Annotated in this window: 18 protein-coding genes; 7 read left to right on the top strand and 11 right to left on the bottom strand. The window is 72.3% G+C overall.

Going from position 1 to position 17,919, the window contains the following annotated elements; translation table 11 throughout:
- The first annotated feature begins 48 nt into the window (after positions 1-48).
- Positions 49-609, top strand: a complete 561-nt coding sequence (locus QMC84_RS09235) for a hypothetical protein (RefSeq protein ID WP_300374114.1) — start codon at positions 49-51, stop codon at positions 607-609.
- A gap of 238 nt (positions 610-847) precedes the next feature.
- Here QMC84_RS09235 and QMC84_RS09230 read toward each other — a convergent pair whose 3' ends face one another.
- Positions 848-1,936 (bottom strand): hypothetical protein, encoded by a 1,089-nt coding sequence (locus QMC84_RS09230; RefSeq protein ID WP_300374112.1) that lies wholly within the window; start codon positions 1,934-1,936, stop codon positions 848-850.
- Between the two features lie 310 nt (positions 1,937-2,246).
- On the opposite strand from QMC84_RS09230, the gene QMC84_RS09225 reads away from it, so the two are divergent.
- The gene (locus tag QMC84_RS09225) at positions 2,247-2,630 is read left to right on the top strand and encodes a hypothetical protein (RefSeq protein ID WP_300374110.1); all 384 of its coding nucleotides are present in this window, start codon (positions 2,247-2,249) and stop codon (positions 2,628-2,630) included.
- 42 nt (positions 2,631-2,672) lie between these two features.
- Here the strand turns inward: QMC84_RS09225 and QMC84_RS09220 are convergent, their stop codons facing one another.
- The 4 genes from QMC84_RS09220 to QMC84_RS09205 form a co-directional block, all read right to left on the bottom strand.
- Positions 2,673-2,951, bottom strand: coding sequence for a hypothetical protein (locus QMC84_RS09220; RefSeq protein WP_300374108.1), 279 nt, complete (start codon positions 2,949-2,951; stop codon positions 2,673-2,675).
- A gap of 108 nt (positions 2,952-3,059) precedes the next feature.
- Complete coding sequence (locus QMC84_RS09215; protein ID WP_300374106.1) at positions 3,060-3,353, bottom strand: antibiotic biosynthesis monooxygenase; 294 nt, start codon at positions 3,351-3,353, stop codon at positions 3,060-3,062.
- 102 nt (positions 3,354-3,455) lie between these two features.
- Positions 3,456-3,854, bottom strand: a complete 399-nt coding sequence (locus tag QMC84_RS09210) for a PIN domain-containing protein (RefSeq protein WP_300374104.1) — start codon at positions 3,852-3,854, stop codon at positions 3,456-3,458.
- The gene (locus QMC84_RS09205; protein WP_300374102.1) at positions 3,851-4,111 is read right to left on the bottom strand and encodes a type II toxin-antitoxin system prevent-host-death family antitoxin; all 261 of its coding nucleotides are present in this window, start codon (positions 4,109-4,111) and stop codon (positions 3,851-3,853) included. The genes QMC84_RS09210 and QMC84_RS09205 overlap by 4 nt, the downstream gene beginning before the upstream one ends.
- A gap of 114 nt (positions 4,112-4,225) precedes the next feature.
- Here QMC84_RS09205 and QMC84_RS09200 point away from each other — a divergent pair, with 114 nt between their 5' ends.
- The gene (locus QMC84_RS09200) at positions 4,226-4,414 is read left to right on the top strand and encodes a hypothetical protein (protein WP_300374100.1); all 189 of its coding nucleotides are present in this window, start codon (positions 4,226-4,228) and stop codon (positions 4,412-4,414) included.
- On the opposite strand, the gene QMC84_RS09195 is transcribed toward QMC84_RS09200, so the two are convergent.
- Both QMC84_RS09195 and QMC84_RS09190 read right to left on the bottom strand, forming a co-directional pair.
- A complete protein-coding gene (locus QMC84_RS09195; protein ID WP_300374368.1) occupies positions 4,387-4,950 on the bottom strand; it encodes a DUF488 domain-containing protein in 564 nt (187 codons plus the stop codon). The two genes, QMC84_RS09200 and QMC84_RS09195, sit on opposite strands and share 28 nt — an antisense overlap.
- An 18-nt stretch (positions 4,951-4,968) precedes the next feature.
- Positions 4,969-6,837: a hypothetical protein gene (locus tag QMC84_RS09190; RefSeq protein ID WP_300374098.1), complete on the bottom strand. Its 1,869-nt coding sequence runs from the start codon at positions 6,835-6,837 to the stop codon at positions 4,969-4,971.
- A 119-nt stretch (positions 6,838-6,956) separates the two neighbouring features.
- On the opposite strand from QMC84_RS09190, the gene QMC84_RS09185 reads away from it, so the two are divergent.
- Positions 6,957-7,991: a hypothetical protein gene (locus QMC84_RS09185; RefSeq protein WP_300374096.1), complete on the top strand. Its 1,035-nt coding sequence runs from the start codon at positions 6,957-6,959 to the stop codon at positions 7,989-7,991.
- 209 nt (positions 7,992-8,200) lie between these two features.
- Here QMC84_RS09185 and QMC84_RS09180 read toward each other — a convergent pair whose 3' ends face one another.
- Positions 8,201-8,935 carry a SprT family zinc-dependent metalloprotease gene (locus QMC84_RS09180; protein WP_300374093.1) on the bottom strand — a complete coding sequence of 245 codons (735 nt, stop codon included), beginning with the start codon at positions 8,933-8,935 and terminating at the stop codon, positions 8,201-8,203.
- A gap of 309 nt (positions 8,936-9,244) precedes the next feature.
- On the opposite strand from QMC84_RS09180, the gene QMC84_RS09175 reads away from it, so the two are divergent.
- The gene (locus QMC84_RS09175; RefSeq protein ID WP_300374091.1) at positions 9,245-9,832 is read left to right on the top strand and encodes a hypothetical protein; all 588 of its coding nucleotides are present in this window, start codon (positions 9,245-9,247) and stop codon (positions 9,830-9,832) included.
- A gap of 59 nt (positions 9,833-9,891) precedes the next feature.
- On the opposite strand, the gene QMC84_RS09170 is transcribed toward QMC84_RS09175, so the two are convergent.
- The gene (locus tag QMC84_RS09170) at positions 9,892-11,091 is read right to left on the bottom strand and encodes a cysteine desulfurase-like protein (RefSeq protein ID WP_300374089.1); all 1,200 of its coding nucleotides are present in this window, start codon (positions 11,089-11,091) and stop codon (positions 9,892-9,894) included.
- A 134-nt stretch (positions 11,092-11,225) separates the two neighbouring features.
- Here QMC84_RS09170 and QMC84_RS09165 point away from each other — a divergent pair, with 134 nt between their 5' ends.
- On the top strand, positions 11,226-12,239 hold the full coding sequence (locus QMC84_RS09165) for a hypothetical protein (RefSeq protein ID WP_300374087.1): 1,014 nt from the start codon (positions 11,226-11,228) through the stop codon (positions 12,237-12,239).
- A gap of 15 nt (positions 12,240-12,254) precedes the next feature.
- A complete protein-coding gene (locus QMC84_RS09160) occupies positions 12,255-12,806 on the top strand; it encodes a Uma2 family endonuclease (RefSeq protein WP_300374085.1) in 552 nt (183 codons plus the stop codon).
- Positions 12,807-12,922: 116 nt separating this feature from the next.
- Here the strand turns inward: QMC84_RS09160 and QMC84_RS09155 are convergent, their stop codons facing one another.
- Entirely contained in the window at positions 12,923-14,605 is a 1,683-nt protein-coding gene (locus tag QMC84_RS09155) for an alpha-amylase family protein (RefSeq protein WP_300374083.1), read from the bottom strand.
- Between the two features lie 292 nt (positions 14,606-14,897).
- Entirely contained in the window at positions 14,898-17,786 is a 2,889-nt protein-coding gene (locus QMC84_RS09150) for a vitamin B12-dependent ribonucleotide reductase (protein WP_300374081.1), read from the bottom strand.
- Positions 17,787-17,919 lie beyond the last annotated feature (133 nt).

The following is a 17,919-nucleotide window of genomic DNA, read 5'->3' as shown; positions in this document are numbered from 1 at the left end:
CCCGATCCCCGCGTGCCGGCGTCGACCGCGTCCTGCGATGGTTCTCTCGTGAAGACACGCCTCGCCCTGCTCGCCCCGACCTTGATCGGATCGCTGCTCCTCGCCGGGTGCGGGAGTTCCGACCAGGGCCCCGACGCCGGCGGCTCGGCGGCGGCTCCGACCGGCTCGCTCGAGATGACCACCACGCCCCCACCGTGGCCGGCACCCACGGACGACGTCGCCGCCCGGGTCGAGGCAGCCGGCCTCGACCTGGGCCCGATGGGCACCGCGGAGCACTACCACCCGCGGTTGGAGATCACGGTGGCAGGAACAACGGTGCCGGTGCCGGCCAACATCGGCGTCGACCCGTCGACGGGGGCCATGTCGGCCCTGCACACCCACGAGACCGACGGAACCATCCACATCGAGGCCGACACGGTCGGCGAGGTGTTCACGCTCGGGCAGCTGTTCACCCAGTGGGGGGTGCCGCTGACGACGACCCAGATCGGCGGGGTGCGTGCCGACGCGGGAGAGAGCGTCACACTCACCAGCAACGGGACCCCGGTGGCCGGCGACCCGGGCGACCTCCGCCTCGAGCCGGACCAGGTGATCGTCCTCAGCATCCCGTGAGTAGGTGACGTCGGCTCGCTAGAGTGGAGCCGGCCTTGCCCTGGCACGGCGTGATCGGAGGCGCTCATGGTGTTCCTGGCCCTTGCGGCGTTCGTCCTCCTGGTGGCGGCGCTGGCTCGGCTCGCATCACGGAACGGACAGCGCATCACCGGGTGCTGTGCACCCGCCGACCCCCACGACGACCTCCGGATGCGCTCCGCGTATGACCAGAGGGACGACCCGGCCGGGAGCTAGGACCCTAGGCGGCCATCCGGGCGGCAGCGGCGAGCTCGCGGCAGATCGCCGCCGCGGGGCCGAAGAGCCGGTCGGCCAGCGCCAGCAGGCCGGGCACGTCCTCGGGTCGGACCCGGTCGGCCACCCGCTGGATCATCGGCGGGTCGCACAGCACGGCGGCGACGCACGGCCACGGGTCGAGGTCGGCGTCGTCGACGTACCCGTCGAACTCTCCGCGGAGCGCTGCTCGCACCAGCTCCGCCCCCGACTCGGCCAGGAGGTCCGGGGTCAGGGCCGAGGCGTCGAGCCGGCCCGCCCACTCCAGCGTGGCGAACTGCCAGACGGTCTCCGGCACGTCGGTGAGCAGATGGTTGCCGCGCATGATCGCGGTGTCGAGCTCGCGCGCGCCGGACCCGCTCCGGCGCAGCGCACCGAGCCAGTCACCGGGATCCGCGGCGACCGCCGCGGCGACGTCCGGCGGGACCCGCAGCGGCGTCCCCTCAAACATGGGTCCGTCCTCGGTGGGCACCACCCGGCCGATCACGGTCTCGGCGGGCAGGACCAGCGCGGCGGCGCCCAGGTTCGGGACGTCGAGGGGAACGCCGGTGGCCAGGTCCGTCCAGTGCAGCACCGCCGGCTCGCGCCCGACGAGACGCAGGGCACGCATCGGCGCGGACGCCCACTCCTGGACCCGATCGGCACCAGCCACCAGGTCGGCCGCCGCGCCGCGCCGCAGGAAGGCCGCGAGCGCGCCGCGGTCGTAGAGGTGGAGCTGCCGGTAGACCCAGTCGTTCTCGGTCACTCGGCTCATGGCATCGACCCCGTCGACACCGGGCAGCGCCGCCAGACCGCCCCGCATCTCGATCGCGAGATCGAGAGCGATCCGCCGGCTCCGGCTCGGCGTCGGGTCGGAGGCCTGCAGCGCCTGCTCGAGGATCCACCGGGAGACCACCCAGCGCGGCAGGAACGGCTCGAGCACCAGCAGCTGCTCCAGCCGGGCGATCCGCCAGGGTCGCCAGAAGAGCTCACCCCGATCGTCCAGGGGCTGTCGGCTGATCGCCTCCAGGGCGGCCGCCGCGTCCCCGCGGGCCTCGGCCCCGTCAGCGAGCAGCATCAGGCCGACCATCCTGCGCAGGTACGGCGGGAGGCCCGGACGTCCGGGTCGTGGTCCTGATCGGGTCTTCGTCCTCCGCTGCTTGCGTCCCCGAGATCTCGGCATGGCTCCAGCGAACGCCTCGACGACCTGCGCCGCCAGGGGGTCCGAGCGATCTGTGGACAACCGCCCGCCGGGTGGCTCACGCCGGTGGAGCCAGCCCGCGCAGATCCATGCTGGTGCATGCTCCGGCGGCTGCCCACCGGAACCCATGAGAGGACCCTCACCGACGCCTCACGCCCGGCTCATCTCGGGCGCGCAGGCTCGGGGCATGAAGACACTCATCACCGCCACAGCCGCGGTCCTGCTCACCGTCCCGGTCCTGGCCGCCGCTCCCGCGGACGCCGCCGGCACCGACGTCCGCCGCTCCGGGTCCTGCTCCGGGAGCACGGACTGGAAGATCAAGGCCGGCCCCGACGACGGCCGCATCGGGGTCGAGGCCGAGATCGACAGCAACCGGGTCGGCCAGACCTGGCGCTGGCGGCTGCGCCACGACGGCGACCTGGCCGACAGCGGCCGCTCGGTCACCCGTGCGCCCAGCGGATCGTTCTCCGTCGACCGCCGGACGGGCAACTCCCCGGGCCGCGACACGTTCACGTTCCGGGCGACCAACCGCGCGACCGGCGAGACCTGCGTGGCGCGGGTCAGCCTCTGAGCCGGATTCGCAGGGGCCGGCCGGACCAACCTCGAGCCCGGGTCACCGGGGTGCCGGACCCCCCTGGATGCCGGGCTCGCAGACGACGCCGCCCGCACAGGTGGGGCCGGGAGCGGTCGGAGCGGGGGCCGGCGGCGCGTCCCGGCCGATCAGCCCGGTGGTCTCACCGAGCCACGGGACCATGCTGAGGACCAGTACGGCGAGCACGAGGAACAGCATCAGCCGCAACGCCGAGGGGCTCGCCGGCTCGTCGTACCCGGTCCGCGACGGCGGGCCGGTCATCCGGTGGCGAGCCGACTGGCCGGTCCACTCAGTGGCCACGTCACTCCCCGATCTGTCCTCCCCCGGGATACATCGGCGCGCGGAGCGGGCGTCTTGAGCAGCTCCCACCGGCAGGGGCGAGCGGGCCGTGCCGGCTGGGCGCGCTCGTCAGCTCGAGCGGCTGTCGACGAGGACCGGCATGACGACCAGGGCCGGGTCGGCCGAGAACCGTCGGAACAGCGTAGGAGCGGCTGGCGGTTGGGGGGCCGCCCGCAGCGCATCGAGAGCGGCGCGATCCCTCCAGAGCGAGTGGATCGCCCAGTGACCCTGCCCGTCGCCCAGCAGTCGCGTTTCGAGCAGTCCGTCGGGAAGGCCCTCGGCGAGCAGGGCCTGGTACGCCGCGACCAGCTCCTGAGCCCGGCCTTCATCCACGTCCGCGGTCACGATGGTGAGGATGTTCATGAGACGCAGCATCCTCCGCGCGACCACGGACGCCCAGCCCCGACCGACCCGCTGGGAAGCCAGGTCCGTGCCCCGGTCCTCGGCCGGGCGATCGAGAGGCGTTCAGACGCGCACCACGTCGAGCAGGCCCAGCTCCACCAGCGCATCGAAGTCGTCGTCCTGGGTGACGACCGGGAGGTCCCGAGACATCGCGATGCTCGCGATCCACAGGTCGTTGACGCCGATCCGGCGGCCGCGCTCGTGGAGCAGCACCCGGGCCCGGGCGAACGCCCTGGCGGCCGGGGCGTCGACAGGCAGGGGCGCGATCGTCGCCGCACGCTGGGCGGTGAGCAGCCGGCGCGCGCGGATCTCGGTGGTGGCGGCGGCCAGTACCCCGGCCTCCAGCTCGGCGACCGTGATCACGCTGACCAGGCTCTCGTCGGGAAGGAGGTCGACCGCGAGCGGGCGTCCGGTCTCGGAGGCGATGAAGACGCTGGTGTCGAGCAGGCCGACGGCGCTCATGCGAGCGAGTCGAGGTCGTCGGTGGTCTCGCCCGCCAGCGTGCGCAGGTCGTCGCGCAGCCCGGGGTCCGCCTGCTCCCGGGCGATCCACGCCGCCAGGTCCGCACGGCGCCACGCCCGCGGGCGGCCGTCGCTGGGCGGGTGCAGCTCGGCGACCACGGTGCCGCGCACGGTCACGGCGACGACGCCGCCGGACGCCACTCGGCGCAGCACCTCGGCGGTGTGGTTGCGCAGGTCACGGCTCGCCACGGCATCCATGTGGTCGAACGTAGCATCTCGCGCACACCTTGCCCTGTCGTCCCCGAGCCCGGGTCCTGCGACCCTGTGCCGGACCGCGTGCGCTCGCTAGCGTCGGCGGCGGAGGGAGGATCGATGGGTGACAACACGGGCTCGTCGTACACCGGCGCCAGCGGGGCCCTGTACGGGATCGGCATGTTCGGCGCCTGGGTGTGGTTCTGGCAGCAGGCCGACGGCTTCTGGTGGTACGTCCTGGCCATCCTCGAGGGCATCGCCTGGCCCGCGTTCCTCGTCTACTACGGGCTGGAGGGGCTCGCGGGCTGACCGCCCGGCGCCGGGTCGTCGTACCGCAACCCGTCGGGGGTGACCCGCGCACCCGCGGCCGGGGCGTGCTCGGAGCGCCTGCCGTCGTGCCCGAGGTGGAGCACCGAGACGCCGTGCAGGAGTACGGCCACGTCGGCGATCAGTCGGCGGTGGCAGCGCCACCACAGGCTCTCGCTGCACATCACCGCGGTGCTCGCTTCCGGGCGTGCGGAGACCTCGGCGAGCAGCTCGTCCATCGCCTCGCGGAACTCGGCGGTGCGGGCGTACGCGGCGTACGCGCGGAACGCCTCGACCCGCCACCACGGGTCGGCGTCCCGCTCGTCCGGCGGGAGGCGCCGACGCCCCCCTAGCCGCGGCTCCCAGCGGTAGGAGACGCCCGCGGCCGGGAGCCACTGCTCGAGCTGCTCGGTCGCCACGTGCGGATGACGGCGACTGCCGGGGAACCGGCGGACGTCGACGACCAGGCCCACCCCGGCTACCGTGAGCAGCTCGGTGAGCTCCTCGCGGGTGGCGGTGCCGTGACCGACGGTGAGCAGTGCGGTGATGAGGCCCTCCTACTGCTCGTCGTCGTCGACCGGACCGGCCCGGTGCCACCGGGTGGCGCTGGTGGCGCCCGTGCGGACCAGCTCGCCGGCGTCGACGAGCTGCTGGAGCAGGGCCCGCGACCGCGCCGGGGTCAACCCGGTCGCGGCGCGCACCTCAGCACCGGTCACGGACCCCTTCCCGGCCAGCTCCAGGACCGCCTCGCGCGGCCCCGCCGGCCCCGCCGCCGGCTCCGCCAGTACGACGGTCCTCGGCGCGAGGGCGAGCAGCCGCTGGTCCTCGGCGTACTCCCCCGCCGGGTCGTGGAGGACCAGCACGTCGAGCCCGCCGGACCCGACCCCGCCGGCGACCAGCTCGGGGAGCGCGATGACCCGGACCGCGTCGGCATCGGCGTCGAGGGCGGCCGCCGAGGCCTCCCGAGCTGCCTCCCAGGCCTCGGCCCACCGGGCGATCCGGGGTGCCCACCTCGCCTCCGTGGCGTCGGCCTCGATCAGGGCGGGCAGGCCGGGCGCGCACTCGGTGAGCCGGGCGGTGAGCTCGTCCCGCAGCACCGCCAACCGGTGCGCCCGGCGGGCGACCGCCAGCTTCACCTGCCAGTCGGCGTAGGCCTGGTCGGCCGCGGCACGCAGGCACAGCACGAGCTCGGCGACCTCGGGCGCCGGCTGGTCCAGGTCGGCGGCGCTCGTCAACTGCGCCACGGCCCGCTCCAGGGCGCTCGCGGCCGTCTCCAGCTCGCGGCGGGCGAGCTCGCCCTCGCGGACCGAGGCGAGGGCGTCACCGACCCAGCCGACCCGCTCGACGTCCTCGAGCGAGGAGACCGGCAGCTCCTTGACCGGCGCGGGGCCGAGCACGTCGGCCAGCCGCCGGGAGGCGTCGACCAGCCGGGAGATCGCGCGCAGCGCGCCCAGCACGTCGATGTACCCCTCCGCCAACGCCTCGCGCGGCAGGTCCGGGGGCACCGGCACCCCGAGCGGGGCCAGCCGCTGCTCCAGGTCCGCGGACCGGGCGGCGACCTCGAGGAAGCGGCGTACGGCGGATGCTCCGGCGAGGTCGCTGACCGGCTCGCCGTCGACCCGGGCGCTCTCGAGCAGGCGCGCGGCCGTCCGCTGCGTCCGGCCCCGGAACCACCGTCGCGCCGACTGCCCCACAGCCATCTCGTCCTGCAGCGAGGTGAAGGCCTGCATCGCCTCCTCGGACGGCTCCACCCCCTCCACCACGGTGTCGCCGAGGTCGGCGACGGCCCGGAGCAGGTGCTCGATGCTCTCGGCCTGGCCCGAGAGCCGTTGCCAGGCGTCGGCGCCGGGGTCGGCGAGGGCCAGGTCGACGACCCGGACCACCCAGGCACGCCGGTGCCCCAGGACCTCCCCGAGACGAGCCTTGACCTCTCGGATCGCGGCGAGCACGTCCGCGGCGTCCTTCCGCTCGAGCACGTCGCGCAGGGCCGGGTCGAGCTGCCGGGCGGCCAGATCGGCGCGGGTCACCCGGTCCGCCAGGACGCGCACCTCCTCATCGGTCGGGACGGCCTCCACCGGCGGGAACGCCTGCCGCCTGCGGCGCTCGTGCTCGGGCGTGGCCCGGGCGCGCAGCCGGACCAGGCGCTGGAGCTCCTCCGCGCTCAGCGGCAGGTCGCCGTGCACCGGCAGCGGCAGCCACCGCAACGCGGGGTCCGCAACCTGGGGCACCTGCTCCGGCGGCGTGACCGCCACCGCGAGCCGGTCGCGGGCCTTCTCGAGGACCGCCCCGTCCGTGCCGGTCACGGCGATCCGCAGACCGTCGACGGCGAGTTCGGCGACGGTGGCAGCCAGCCGGCGCTCCGCTGCCTCTCCGGGCCGGAGCACCACCCGGTCCAGGCGCCGCCCCGGCTCCTCACCAGCTCCCACGTCACATCCCTCCACCGAGATCTCGTCGCGTCCGGCGGGACGCACAGTGTCGATGCTAGAGAGCAGGCTCCGGGTCGCCTCCGAGTGACCTGACCGGCCGCTTCGGGTACGGGTCCCGCATGAGCACCACGACCACCGTCCGCCGGGCCCGGGCCGGGGCCCGGGCCCGTCCGCACTTCTTCATGGCCATCAAGGCGGCCGTCGCCGCGATGCTGGCCTGGCTCGTGGTGCAGCCGTTCGGCGGATTCGCCACGGAGTACTCCTACTACGCCCCGCTCGGCGCACTGGCCGTCGTCTCCACCTCCGTGGTGCGCTCCGCCCGAAGCGCACTCGAGGTCGTACTCGCGATCCTGCTCGGCTCTGTGCTCGCGCTGGTCGCCATCGCTTCTCCGCTCCCCGAGCCGATCCCTCTCGGGCTGGCCGTGGTCGCGGGCGTGATCATCGGCGGCGCCGGCCTCGCCGGCGGGATGGGCAGCTGGGTGCCGCTGGCCGCCATGTTCGTGCTGGTCGCGGGCAAGGGCGATCCGATCGAGTACACCGCGGCGTACGGCGGCCTCACCGCCGTCGGTGCCGTCGTCGGGGTCGGGGTCTACGTCGCGTTCCCCCAACTGCCGCTCACCCCTGCCGCCCTCGCTCAGGAGCGGCTCCGCGCCGAGCTCGCCGACCACCTCGACCAGCTCGCCACGGCACTGGAACAGGAGATCGTCGGCGAACGGGACTGGAACGCGCTGCGGAACTCCCTGGCCCGGACGGCATCTGACGCCGACGGCCTGATGGACGAGGCCCGCGACGCCCGGCGCGCGAACTGGAAGGCGGCCCGCTGGGCCGAGAGCACCGAGCGGCACGGTGTGCGCGCTCGGGCCCTCCAGCGCCTCACCGGCTGCGTCGACGAGGTCATCGCTCTGGTCTCCGATCAGCGCGCGGAGATCCGCGACGACGACCCCACCGCCGCCTCGCTCCGCGCGACCGCCGCCCAGGCCCTCCGGTGCGTCGCCGCCCTGCTCCGGGAGGAGGCCGACCCCGACGCCGCCCGCTCGGACGTCTCGGCCCTCCGCTCCCACGTCGTCCAAGCCCAGACCAGCACCGACAACCACCACTTCGCCGCCGCCGCGATCGTGCTCAACCTCGAGCAGGCCGTCGAAGCCTGGACCTGACGCTGTGCCGCTCCGGCGTACCCGCACGCGAGGCCTTCCCGGCCCACCGTGGTGGCGGAGCCGCACCTGCACCGAGTCAGTGGGCGACCTCCGCGACGCCGGCGAGCAGCCGGTCCACGTCGTCGCTGCTCGGGTACGGCGCCAGGCCCGCGCGCACGGCGCCGGTGTCGCCGAGGCCGAGCCACCGGGACGCCTCGAGGGCGTAGAAACTACCCGCCGGGGCGTTGACCCCGCGGGTCGCGACATGACGACCTCATGTCGGCCACCGGCCGGACGCACGCGAACGGCACCGCGAGCACCCCGCCGTCGACGCGCAGGTGGTAGCGGGTCCGGCCCCTCTTCACCAGGGTGCCGGTGAGTCCGTCGTACTTGCTGCCGGGCGCGGCGATCCGGAGCCGGTCGCCCGGCCGGGCCGGCACGTCGAACAGGGTGGGCTCGGAGGACCGAGACATCACTCTCGCCAGCTCGGCGCGGTAGCCGGCGGTCATCACCGCCGGGGCGCCGCGATAGGTCCAGGTGAGCAGGTGGTCGGCGGAGAAGCCCCGGAAGCACGTCACACACGACCCGGGCCGCGAGGGACGGCGGTGTCGGGTGACCCGGTGACCCGCCGGGCAGCTGCCGACCCAGTCGCCCTCGACCCCCGGCACCTGCGGGTCGGTGCACCGCTGGCCCGTGCAGCCGATGCGGTGCGCGGCCGCCCGCCACACCTCGTCGTGCCCGTGCCGCGGCCCGACCAGGGCATGCGCGATCTCGTGCAGGAGCGTGTCGCGCACCTCGGCCTCGGGATGCAGCGCGGTCAGCGGCGCGCTCAGGCCGATCTCCCGGCGTGCGTGCCGGCACACCCCGGCTCGTCGCTTGGCACGGTCGAGGACCAGCGTCCAGCCCGACAACCCGTGCAGGTCGAGCAGCTCGCGGCCGAGCCGGCACGCCGCGTCCAGGTCCATCCCCGTCTCCTCGCCACTCCGCGATCGTCGTCGGGGAGGACCCTAGGTCGGCGCGCCGACATCGCCGATCGGGACACCTGTCCGGAGCCGATCGAAGGCCGGAGCGAAGGCCCTGGGACGCGGCAGAAGGACGAAGACAAACGAGGCAGAAACGGCCGAAGTTACGGCTTGAACGCTGCGAATAGTCGCAAATTCCAAAGCCTCAGGACCGCTGATCCGGCACCGAACTTCACCGTGTCCACCGAAGGCCGACGCCCAGAAGTCGGCCGGGCGACGTGGGCGACGCCATCATGGAAGAAGGCAACCATCATGAACCGCAACACTCTCGCCGTGGCGGCCCTGGCCGCGACCATCGCGACGCTCGCCGGTGCCACCGCCCCCGCCACTGCCGCCAGCGGCAACGCGGAGATCCGCGTCTCGCTGCAGCACCGCATCGACCGGCAGGTCGACGCCAGCGTGCACGCCCTCGCCACGATCGAGGCGAATCGGCTGGAGTCGCTCGAGGCCGACAACCGCGCCGAGGTGCGGGGCAGCATCGACGCCGACGTCGCGGCCCTCGTCGAGCTGCGGGCCGAGGCGGACTCCGACGCCACCGTCGCCGAGTTGCGCGACCTCCTCACCTCCGTCCAGGAGTACCGGGCCGCGGTCTACGCCAAGGCCGTGGTGATCATCAACGCCGCCGAGCGGCTCGAGGCGAACGTCCAGGTCACGCTCGCGAGCACGGTGTCCGCGGCGCTCACCGCGATCCTCGACGAGGTCTCCACCCAGCTCGACGTGACCGTCGACGCGGCGCTCGACCTGGATGCGACGAGCACCGGCGGCGAGGTCGCCGAGGTCCGCTCGGACTTCGCGGCCGCTGCCCGCGCGTACGCGCACGCGCGCACGCACGCCGGCTGATCCGCGACCGGTAGCACCGGCCCGGCTCCTCCGACCGAGGGGCCGGGCCGGTGCCGTCGCTACCGGGCGATCTCCGCGACCCCGGCGAGGAGCCGCTCGACGTCGTCGGCGTTCGTGTACGGCGCGAGCCCGGCCCGGACGGCGCCGGTGTCCCCGAGCCCGACCCAGCGCGACGCCTCGATCGCGTAGAAGCTGCTCGCCGGGGCGTTCACGCCCCGGGCGGCCAGCTGCTCGTAGACCTCCTGGTCCTCCCGGCCGGTGACGGAGAAGAACGCCGTCGGCGTACGGCGCTTCGGGTCGCCGTACAGCGTGACGCCGTCGATCCCACGCAGCCCGTCCAGCAGCCGCGCGAACAGCTGCTCCTCGTGCTCCTCGACCGCCCGCATCGACTCCAGCACCCGGGTCCGCCGGTCCGCGGCGTCGGAGGCGAGGCCGGCGAGGTAGTCGACCGCGGCGGTGGTGCCGGCCAACAGCTCGTAGGGCAGGGTGCCGAGCTCGAACCGCTCGGGCACCTCGTCGGAGGCCGGCAGCAGCTTGTCCGGGTGGATCCGGTCCAGCAGCTCCGGCGCAGCCACGACCACGCCGTGGTGCGGGCCGAGGAACTTGTACGGCGAGCACGCGTAGAAGTCGGCCCCGAACGCCGCGACGTCCACCGGAACGTGGGGCGTCAGGTGCACCCCGTCGACGTACAGCAGCGCGCCCACCTCGTGCACCGCCTCCGCGATCGCCGGCAGGTCCGGCCGGGTGCCGAGCACGTTCGACGCGGCGGTGACCGCCACCAGCTTCGTCTCCGCCGGCAGCTGCTCGCGCACGTCGTCCACGGTGAGCTCGGCGGTCTCCCGGTCGAACCCGACCCACCGCACGGTCGCGCCCGCGGCCTCCGCCGCCTGCACCCACGGCCGGACGTTCCCGTCGTGGTCGAGCCGGGTGACCACGACCTCGTCGCCCTCGGCCCACTCCTTCGCGAGCGCACGGGAGACGTCGTACGTCGCCTGCGTCATCGACCGCGCGAACACCACCCCGCCCGGGTCGCAGCCGAGCAGGTCGGCCATCGCCTGCCGCGCGCCGGTGGTGACGCCGTCGGCCAGCCGCTCCGCCGCCGTCACCCGGCCCCGGTTGGAGATCCCGGACGTCATCGTCCGCGCCATCGCCTCCGCCACCTGCCGCGGCACCTGGCTGCCGCCCGGTCCGTCGAAGTAGGCGGTGCCCTGCTCGAGGGCGGGGAAGTCCTTGCGGATGCGATCGATGTCGAGGGTCATGGCGACATCATGTCGGGCGCAGGGTCGCCTGGACGAGCTTCCGGTGGCCGCGAGTCGGCGCCCTGTGGATGACCTCAGCAGGCGGCCGACCTTCCGAGCGAGACTCCGGGAATCCGCCGCCGACAGGAGAAACCATGTCGAGTCCGATGCCCGAGATCGACCACCCGCTGCATGACACGCTCGTCGCTCTCGTCCGCGAGCACGGTCCGCTCGACCTTCGGACCCTGACCCACCGGGCCCGCGTGGCCGCCGGGCGACCAGACCTCGACGCGAGCGGGGTCGCGGCGCTCGTCGAGACGGGGACCTTGCTCGTCGTCCGCCCGGATGGGCGCATCACCTACCTCGGCGACGTCCTGGACGGCATCGTCCTCACCCATCGGGTGCGTGGCTCGCTCCGTGGCCGCACCGACCTATGGCTGGGCCGCGGCGTCCAGCCGTTCTTGACCATGGCCGTCATCGCCCCGCTTCCCCTCGTCAGCGGCGGCGCGGCTCGGCTCGCCGAGACCGACGACCCGGTGCTGCTGGGACCGGAGGGCTGGCTGCCTCCGGCCGAGCCCGGTGACCTGGTCGCGCTGCGGTGGAGCGCGGGTCAGCTAGCCGTGCGACTGGTGGACCCCGCCGAGCTGCCCGGCCCCGCAGAGGAGGACGCCGTACGCCGCCTGCTGTCCGAGCACTGCCGGGCCGAACGGTGGTGGAAGGGTGACGACGAGGACTGGGTTCGCAACGCGCTGCTGCTCGAAGCACTCGGCCGCGCCCGGCTCGAGGACCCGCAGCTGCTCTCGACGCCGCACGCACCGCTCGACCAGCTGCTCTACGACCCGCTCAGCCACGACCCCCGCGCACACTGGCGCGACACCGCCGCGCTGCGCCAGTTCGAGAGCGTGGGCTTCTACGTGGACGGCATGCCGGTCGGACTGGACCGCGAGCTGCGCCACCGCGCCGAGCGCTACGGGATGACGTTCGACCAGTTCGTGATCGCGCTGCTCGGTCACCTGGCGTGGCGGACCCCCTTCGCCGAGGACCTGGAGCCCTGGGAGGACTGGTGGCCCGAGGAGACGTCACGGACGGGCTCGACCGTGACGCCGCTCCGGCTGGCCCCGGACAAGGACCGCGCGACCGGCAGACCGCACCCCGACCAGACCGGATGAGGCACCATGAACGACATGACGACGCTCCCGCGTGGTCGCACCATGACCCGCGCCGACCTGGAGGCGCTCCCCGACGACGGGTGGCGCCATGAGCTGGTCGACGGTGCGCTCGTCATGACACCGGCGCCCCAGTGGCGACACCAGTCGGCGGTCGTCCGGCTCCTGGTCGCCCTCGACGCCGCGTGCCCCGCCGACCTGCGGGTCGTGGTGGCGCCGTTCTCCGTCGTCCTCGGCCCGGACACGGTGGTCCAGCCCGATCTCCTGGTCGCGCCACGGTCCGCGATCACCGACACCGGCCTCGACGGCCCGCCCCTCCTCGCCATCGAGGTCCTCTCGCCGTCGACCACGCACATCGACCTCGGCCTCAAGAAGGCTCGCTACGCGGCCGCCGGCTGCCCGTCGTACTGGGTCGTCGACCCCGGCTCCACCGAGCACGAGCCGTCGATCACCGCGTGGCAGCTCGAAGACGGCGCGTACGTCGAGACCGCGGCCGCTCGCGGTCGGGAGCGGCTCGCGGTCAGCCAGCCGTACGCCGTGCACGTCTCGCCGGCCGACCTGGTGACCTGACGACTCGGGCCATGGGCTCGATGTTCGAGGTAGCCGAGCCAGAGCCCGGATGACGATGGCGTCGACGGGGATGCCCGGGGCAACCCAACACCTTTCGGCGGTATGGCGCACCGGTCTCAGGCGAGCCGGCGGCTGTTGCGGGGCATCAGCCGGAGCCATCGGTAGCCGTAGCCGTCCAGCGTCACCTCGACCCGTCCCGAGTCGTCCAGCTCGAGGTGATCCGAGTCCCGCAGCAGGTCGAGGAGGTGGTAGCTGCTATCGCAGTGGTGGAGGGTCAGCGGCACGGTGCAGCTCTCGGGGCTGAGATTGTGCACGGCGACGATGCGGCGGTCGTCCCAGGCGCACTCGTGCGCCAGCACGTGCCGGAGCGGCTGGTCGAGCACAGCGAAGTCGGCCCAGCCCAGCTCCGGTGACTCCCGGTAGCGCTTGATGAGCATGCTGATGAACGCCAGGAGAGACTCCGGATCGCTGCGCTGGGAAGCGACGTTGACGTGCTCGGGCCCGAACGATCCCTCCGTCAGCGGCCGGCGCAGCCTCGACGGAGGCGCGTTCGAGAAGCCGCCGTTGCGCTGGCCGGTCCACTGCATGGGGGTGCGTACGGCGAGTCGTCCCTCGATGGCGAGGTTCTCCCCCATCCCGATCTCCTCACCGTAGAAGAGAACAGGCGTGCCGGGCAGGGAGAACAAGAGGCTGTAGACCATCCGGAGGCGCCGAGGGTCGCCGTCGAGCATGGGCGGCAGACGGCGGCGCAGGCCGCGGCCGTAGAGCTGCATGTCCGGCTCGGGCCCGAAGGCGTCGAACACCTCCTCGCGCTCGGACTCCGAGAGCTTGTCGAGGGTGAGCTCGTCGTGATTGCGGACGAATGTCGCCCACTGCGACTCCGACGAGATGGCCGGCCGCCGCCGGAGGGCCCGCGCCAGAGGTCGGGCGTCCTGCCTCGCGAGCGACAGGTAGAGGTTCTGCATCCCGATGAAGTCGAACTGCATCGTCAGCTCGCCGCCGTTCTTGCCACCGAAGAACAGCTTCTGCTCCCGGTGTGGCACGTTCACCTCCCCGAGCAGGATGCCGTCGCCGGTACGCCGCCCGACGAAGGACCGCAGATGACGCAGGAACTCGTGCGGGTCGGGGAAGCGGTCGAGCTCGGCCTGATCGACGCCCGTGGTCTCGATCATGAAGGGCACAGCGTCCACCCGGAACCCCGAGATCCCGAGCTCCAGCCAGAACCCCATTGTCTTGACGATCTCGTCGCGGACGCGGGGATTGGTGATGTTGAGGTCCGGCTGGGTGCGATAGAAGCGATGGAGGTACCACTCCTTCGTCTTCGCGTCGTGCTCCCAGATGCTGTCCTCCCGGTCAGGGAACGCGACCTCTGCCTTGGTGCTGGGCGGCTCGGTGTCACGCCAGACGTAGAAGTCGCGGAACGGAGAGGTCTTGCTCGACCGAGCGGCTCGGAACCACGGGTGCTTGTCCGAGGTGTGGTTGACGACCAGGTCGACGATGACCCGCATGCCGCGATCGCGGGCGGTGCGGACCACTTCCACGAAGTCGCCCGCGCTGCCCAGCCGCGGGTCGACGCCGTAATAGTCGGTGATGTCGTAGCCGTCGTCGCGGTCCGTCGTCGGGTAGAACGGCATCAACCACAGACAGGTGACCCCTAGTTCGGCGAGATAGTCGATGCGCTCTGCCAGGCCGGTGAAGTCGCCCATCCCGTCGTCGTTCCAGTCCATGAACGTCTGCACATCCAGGCAATAGATGACCGCCGTCTTCCACCACAGGTCGCTGGTGTCACTGATCCGCATCCGGCTCCTCCCACGAGGACCGGTACGTACCCACTCCTCGCCGCCGCTGCACGCCGATCGATCAGCTCCGCCTCTCCTGAAGTCCGGATGAGGCAGACCGAGCGCGGCTGGCAGTGTGAGGGTGCGCGGTCGTGCGGCCGCACTTGGTGACGCTGCCTTCGCACGGAACGATCTGACATGTGGCGGCTCCGATCCCGAGGCTGACCGACCCCAAGGTCGCTCTCTCGGAATCCACCCGACAACGCAGCCGGGCTCGCCACCTCCAAGGTGGCGAGCCCGACGTGTCGACGACTCAGCTGCAGCCGCTGGTGCTGCCGCAGCCCTCGCAGACGTAGCAGGAGCCGGCGGGACGCATCTTGGTGCCGCAGGTGAAGCAGAGCGGGCTGTCGACGGCGGTGCCGGTGATCTGCTCGAGGAGCTCGGCGGAGGTGTGGGCGGTCTTCGCGGGTCCTGCCTTCACTTCCGGGGTCTCGACGAGCTCGACCACCGGCGCCTCCTCGACCACCGTGGCTTCCTCGATGCCGTGGTCGTGGTCGGCGATCAGCTCGGCGGCGGAGCCGGTCTCCTCGACGGGCTCGTAGGAGCCGGTCTCGAGGTAGCGCTGGCGCTCGTCGGCCGAGTAGATCCCCAGGCCCTGGCGGGTCTCGAAGTCGAGGTAGTCCAGGGCGAGGCGGCGGAAGATGTAGTCCATGATCGACTGCGCCATCCGCACGTCCGCGTCGTCGGTGAGGCCGGCCGGCTCGAAGCGCAGGTTGGTGAACTTCGAGACGTAGGTCTCCAGCGGGACGCCGTACTGCAGGCCGATGCTGACCGCGATCGAGAACGCGTCCATCACGCCGGCCAGGGTCGAGCCCTGCTTGCCGAGCTTGAGGAAGATCTCGCCCAGCTCGCCGTCGTCGTGGGCGCCGGAGGTCATGTAGCCCTCGGCGCCACCGACGGTGAACGACGTGGTGCGCGAGACGCGGGACTTCGGCAGCCGCTTGCGGGTCGGGGCGTAGACGATCTTCTCGACGACCTTGGTCGCCTCGGCGGCCGCGGCATCAACAGCGTCAGCGGCGTCCTTCTTGGCCTTGCCGCCCCCGTCGGCCAGCGGCTGGCCCACCTTGCAGTTGTCGCGGTAGACGGCCGTCGCCTTGAGGCCGAGCTTCCACGACTGCAGGTAGATGTCCTCGATCTCCTCGACGGTCGCCGTCTCCGGCAGGTTGACCGTCTTGCTGATCGCGCCGGAGAGGAACGGCTGCGCCGCCGCCATCATCCGCACGTGGCCCATCGGCTTGAGCGCCCGGGCGCCCATCGCGGTGTCGAAGACCTCGTAGTGCTCGGTCTTCAGGCCCGGCGCGTCGATCACGTGGCCGTGCTCGGCGATGTAGGCGACGATCGCCTCGACCTGCTCGGGCTGGTAGCCGAGCTTGCGCAGCGCCCGCGGGATCGTCTGGTTGACGATCTGCATCGAGCCGCCGCCGACGAGCTTCTTGAACTTGACCAGCGAGAAGTCCGGCTCGATGCCGGTGGTGTCGCAGTCCATCATGAAGCCGATGGTGCCGGTGGGTGCGAGCACCGAGGCCTGCGCGTTGCGGAAGCCGTTGGTCGCGCCGAGCTCGATCACGTCGGCCCAGGCCTGGGTGGCGACCTTGTGGACCTGGCTGTCGGCGATGCCGAGGGTGCGAACGGTGTCGTTGGCGGCCTGGTGCTTGCGCATCACCCGCTTGTGGGCCTCCGCGTTGCGGGCGTAGCCGTTGTAGGGGCCCACGATGTCGGCCAGCTCGGCCGAGCGCTTGTACGACGTGCCGGTCATCAGCGAGGTGATCGCGGCGGCCATCGCGCGGCCACCGTCGGAGTCGTAGCCCAGGCCCATCGCCATCAGCAGCGCGCCGAGGTTGGCGTAGCCGATGCCGAGCTGGCGGTAGTCGACGGTGGTCTTGCCGATCGCCTCGGTCGGGAAGTCGGCGAAGCAGATCGAGATGTCCATCGCGGTGATGATCACCTCGACCGCCTTCGCGAACAGCTCGGCGTCGAAGGTGTCGTCCTCCTTGAGGAACTTCAGCAGGTTCAGCGAGGCGAGGTTGCACGAGGAGTTGTCCAGCGACATGTACTCCGAGCACGGGTTGGACGCGGTGATCCGGCCGGTCTCGGGGTTGGTGTGCCAGTCGTTGATGGTGTCGTCGTACTGCAGGCCCGGGTCGGCGCACTCCCACGCGGCCTTGCTGATCTTGCGGAACAGGTCCCGGGCGTCGACGGTCTCGATGACCTCACCGGTCTTGCGGGCCCGCAGGCCGAACTCGGTGCCGTCCTCGACCGCGCGCATGAACTCGTCGCTGACGCGCACGGAGTTGTTGGCGTTCTGGTACTGGACCGAGGTGATGTCGACGCCGCCGAGGTCCATGTCGAACCCGGCATCGCGCAGCGCGCGGATCTTGTCCTCCTCGCGCGCCTTGGTCTCGACGAACTCGACGATGTCGGGGTGGTCGACGTCCAGGACCACCATCTTCGCGGCGCGACGGGTCGCGCCGCCGGACTTGATGGTGCCGGCGGAGGCGTCCGCGCCGCGCATGAAGGAGACCGGGCCGGAGGCGGTGCCGCCGGAGGACAGCAGCTCCTTGGAGGAGCGGATCCGGGAGAGGTTCAGGCCGGCGCCAGAGCCGCCCTTGAAGATGAAGCCCTCCTCCTTGTACCAGTTCAGGATCGAGTCCATCGAGTCGTCGACGGAGAGGATGAAGCAGGCCGAGACCTGCTGCGGCGACGGGGTGCCGACGTTGAACCAGACGGGGCTGTTGAAGGAGAAGTACTGGTGCACGAGCAGCCAGGTCAGCTCGTGCTCGAAGACCTCGGCGTCGCCCGCGGTGGCGAAGTAGCCGTGGTCGACCCCGGCCTTGGTGTAGGTCTTCACGACCCGGTCGACGAGCTGCTTGAGGCTCCACTCGCGGACGTCGGTGCCGACGGCGCCCCGGAAGTACTTGGTGGTGACGATCGTCGAGGCGTTGACCGACCAGAAGTCGGGGAACTCGACGCCGCGCTGCTCGAAGACGGTCTCGCCGGTCTTCCAGTTGGTCTGCACGACGTCGCGGCGCTCCCACGTCAGCTGGTCGTAGGGGTGCACCCCCTCGGTGCTGAAGACCCGCTCGATCGTCAGGCCCTTCGACCCGGCCTTCGCGCCCGTGCGCCCGCTCACCGTCTCCGTCATCCCTCTGTGTCCCGTCTCTCGAGGTGGGTGTTGCTTCGATCATTGCCCTGCGCACCGACATCGCTCGGGTGAGCGGCCGATGTTGACGATTGGTGCGCCCGGCGCGTGCAGCTTCCCCACTACACACGCCGGG

The organism is Nocardioides sp. (genome assembly GCF_030019515.1).
In the GTDB taxonomy this organism is placed as follows: domain Bacteria; phylum Actinomycetota; class Actinomycetes; order Propionibacteriales; family Nocardioidaceae; genus Nocardioides.
Note: the sequence above shows the minus strand (reverse complement) of the source record. Positions and strands in the feature narration are given on the sequence as shown.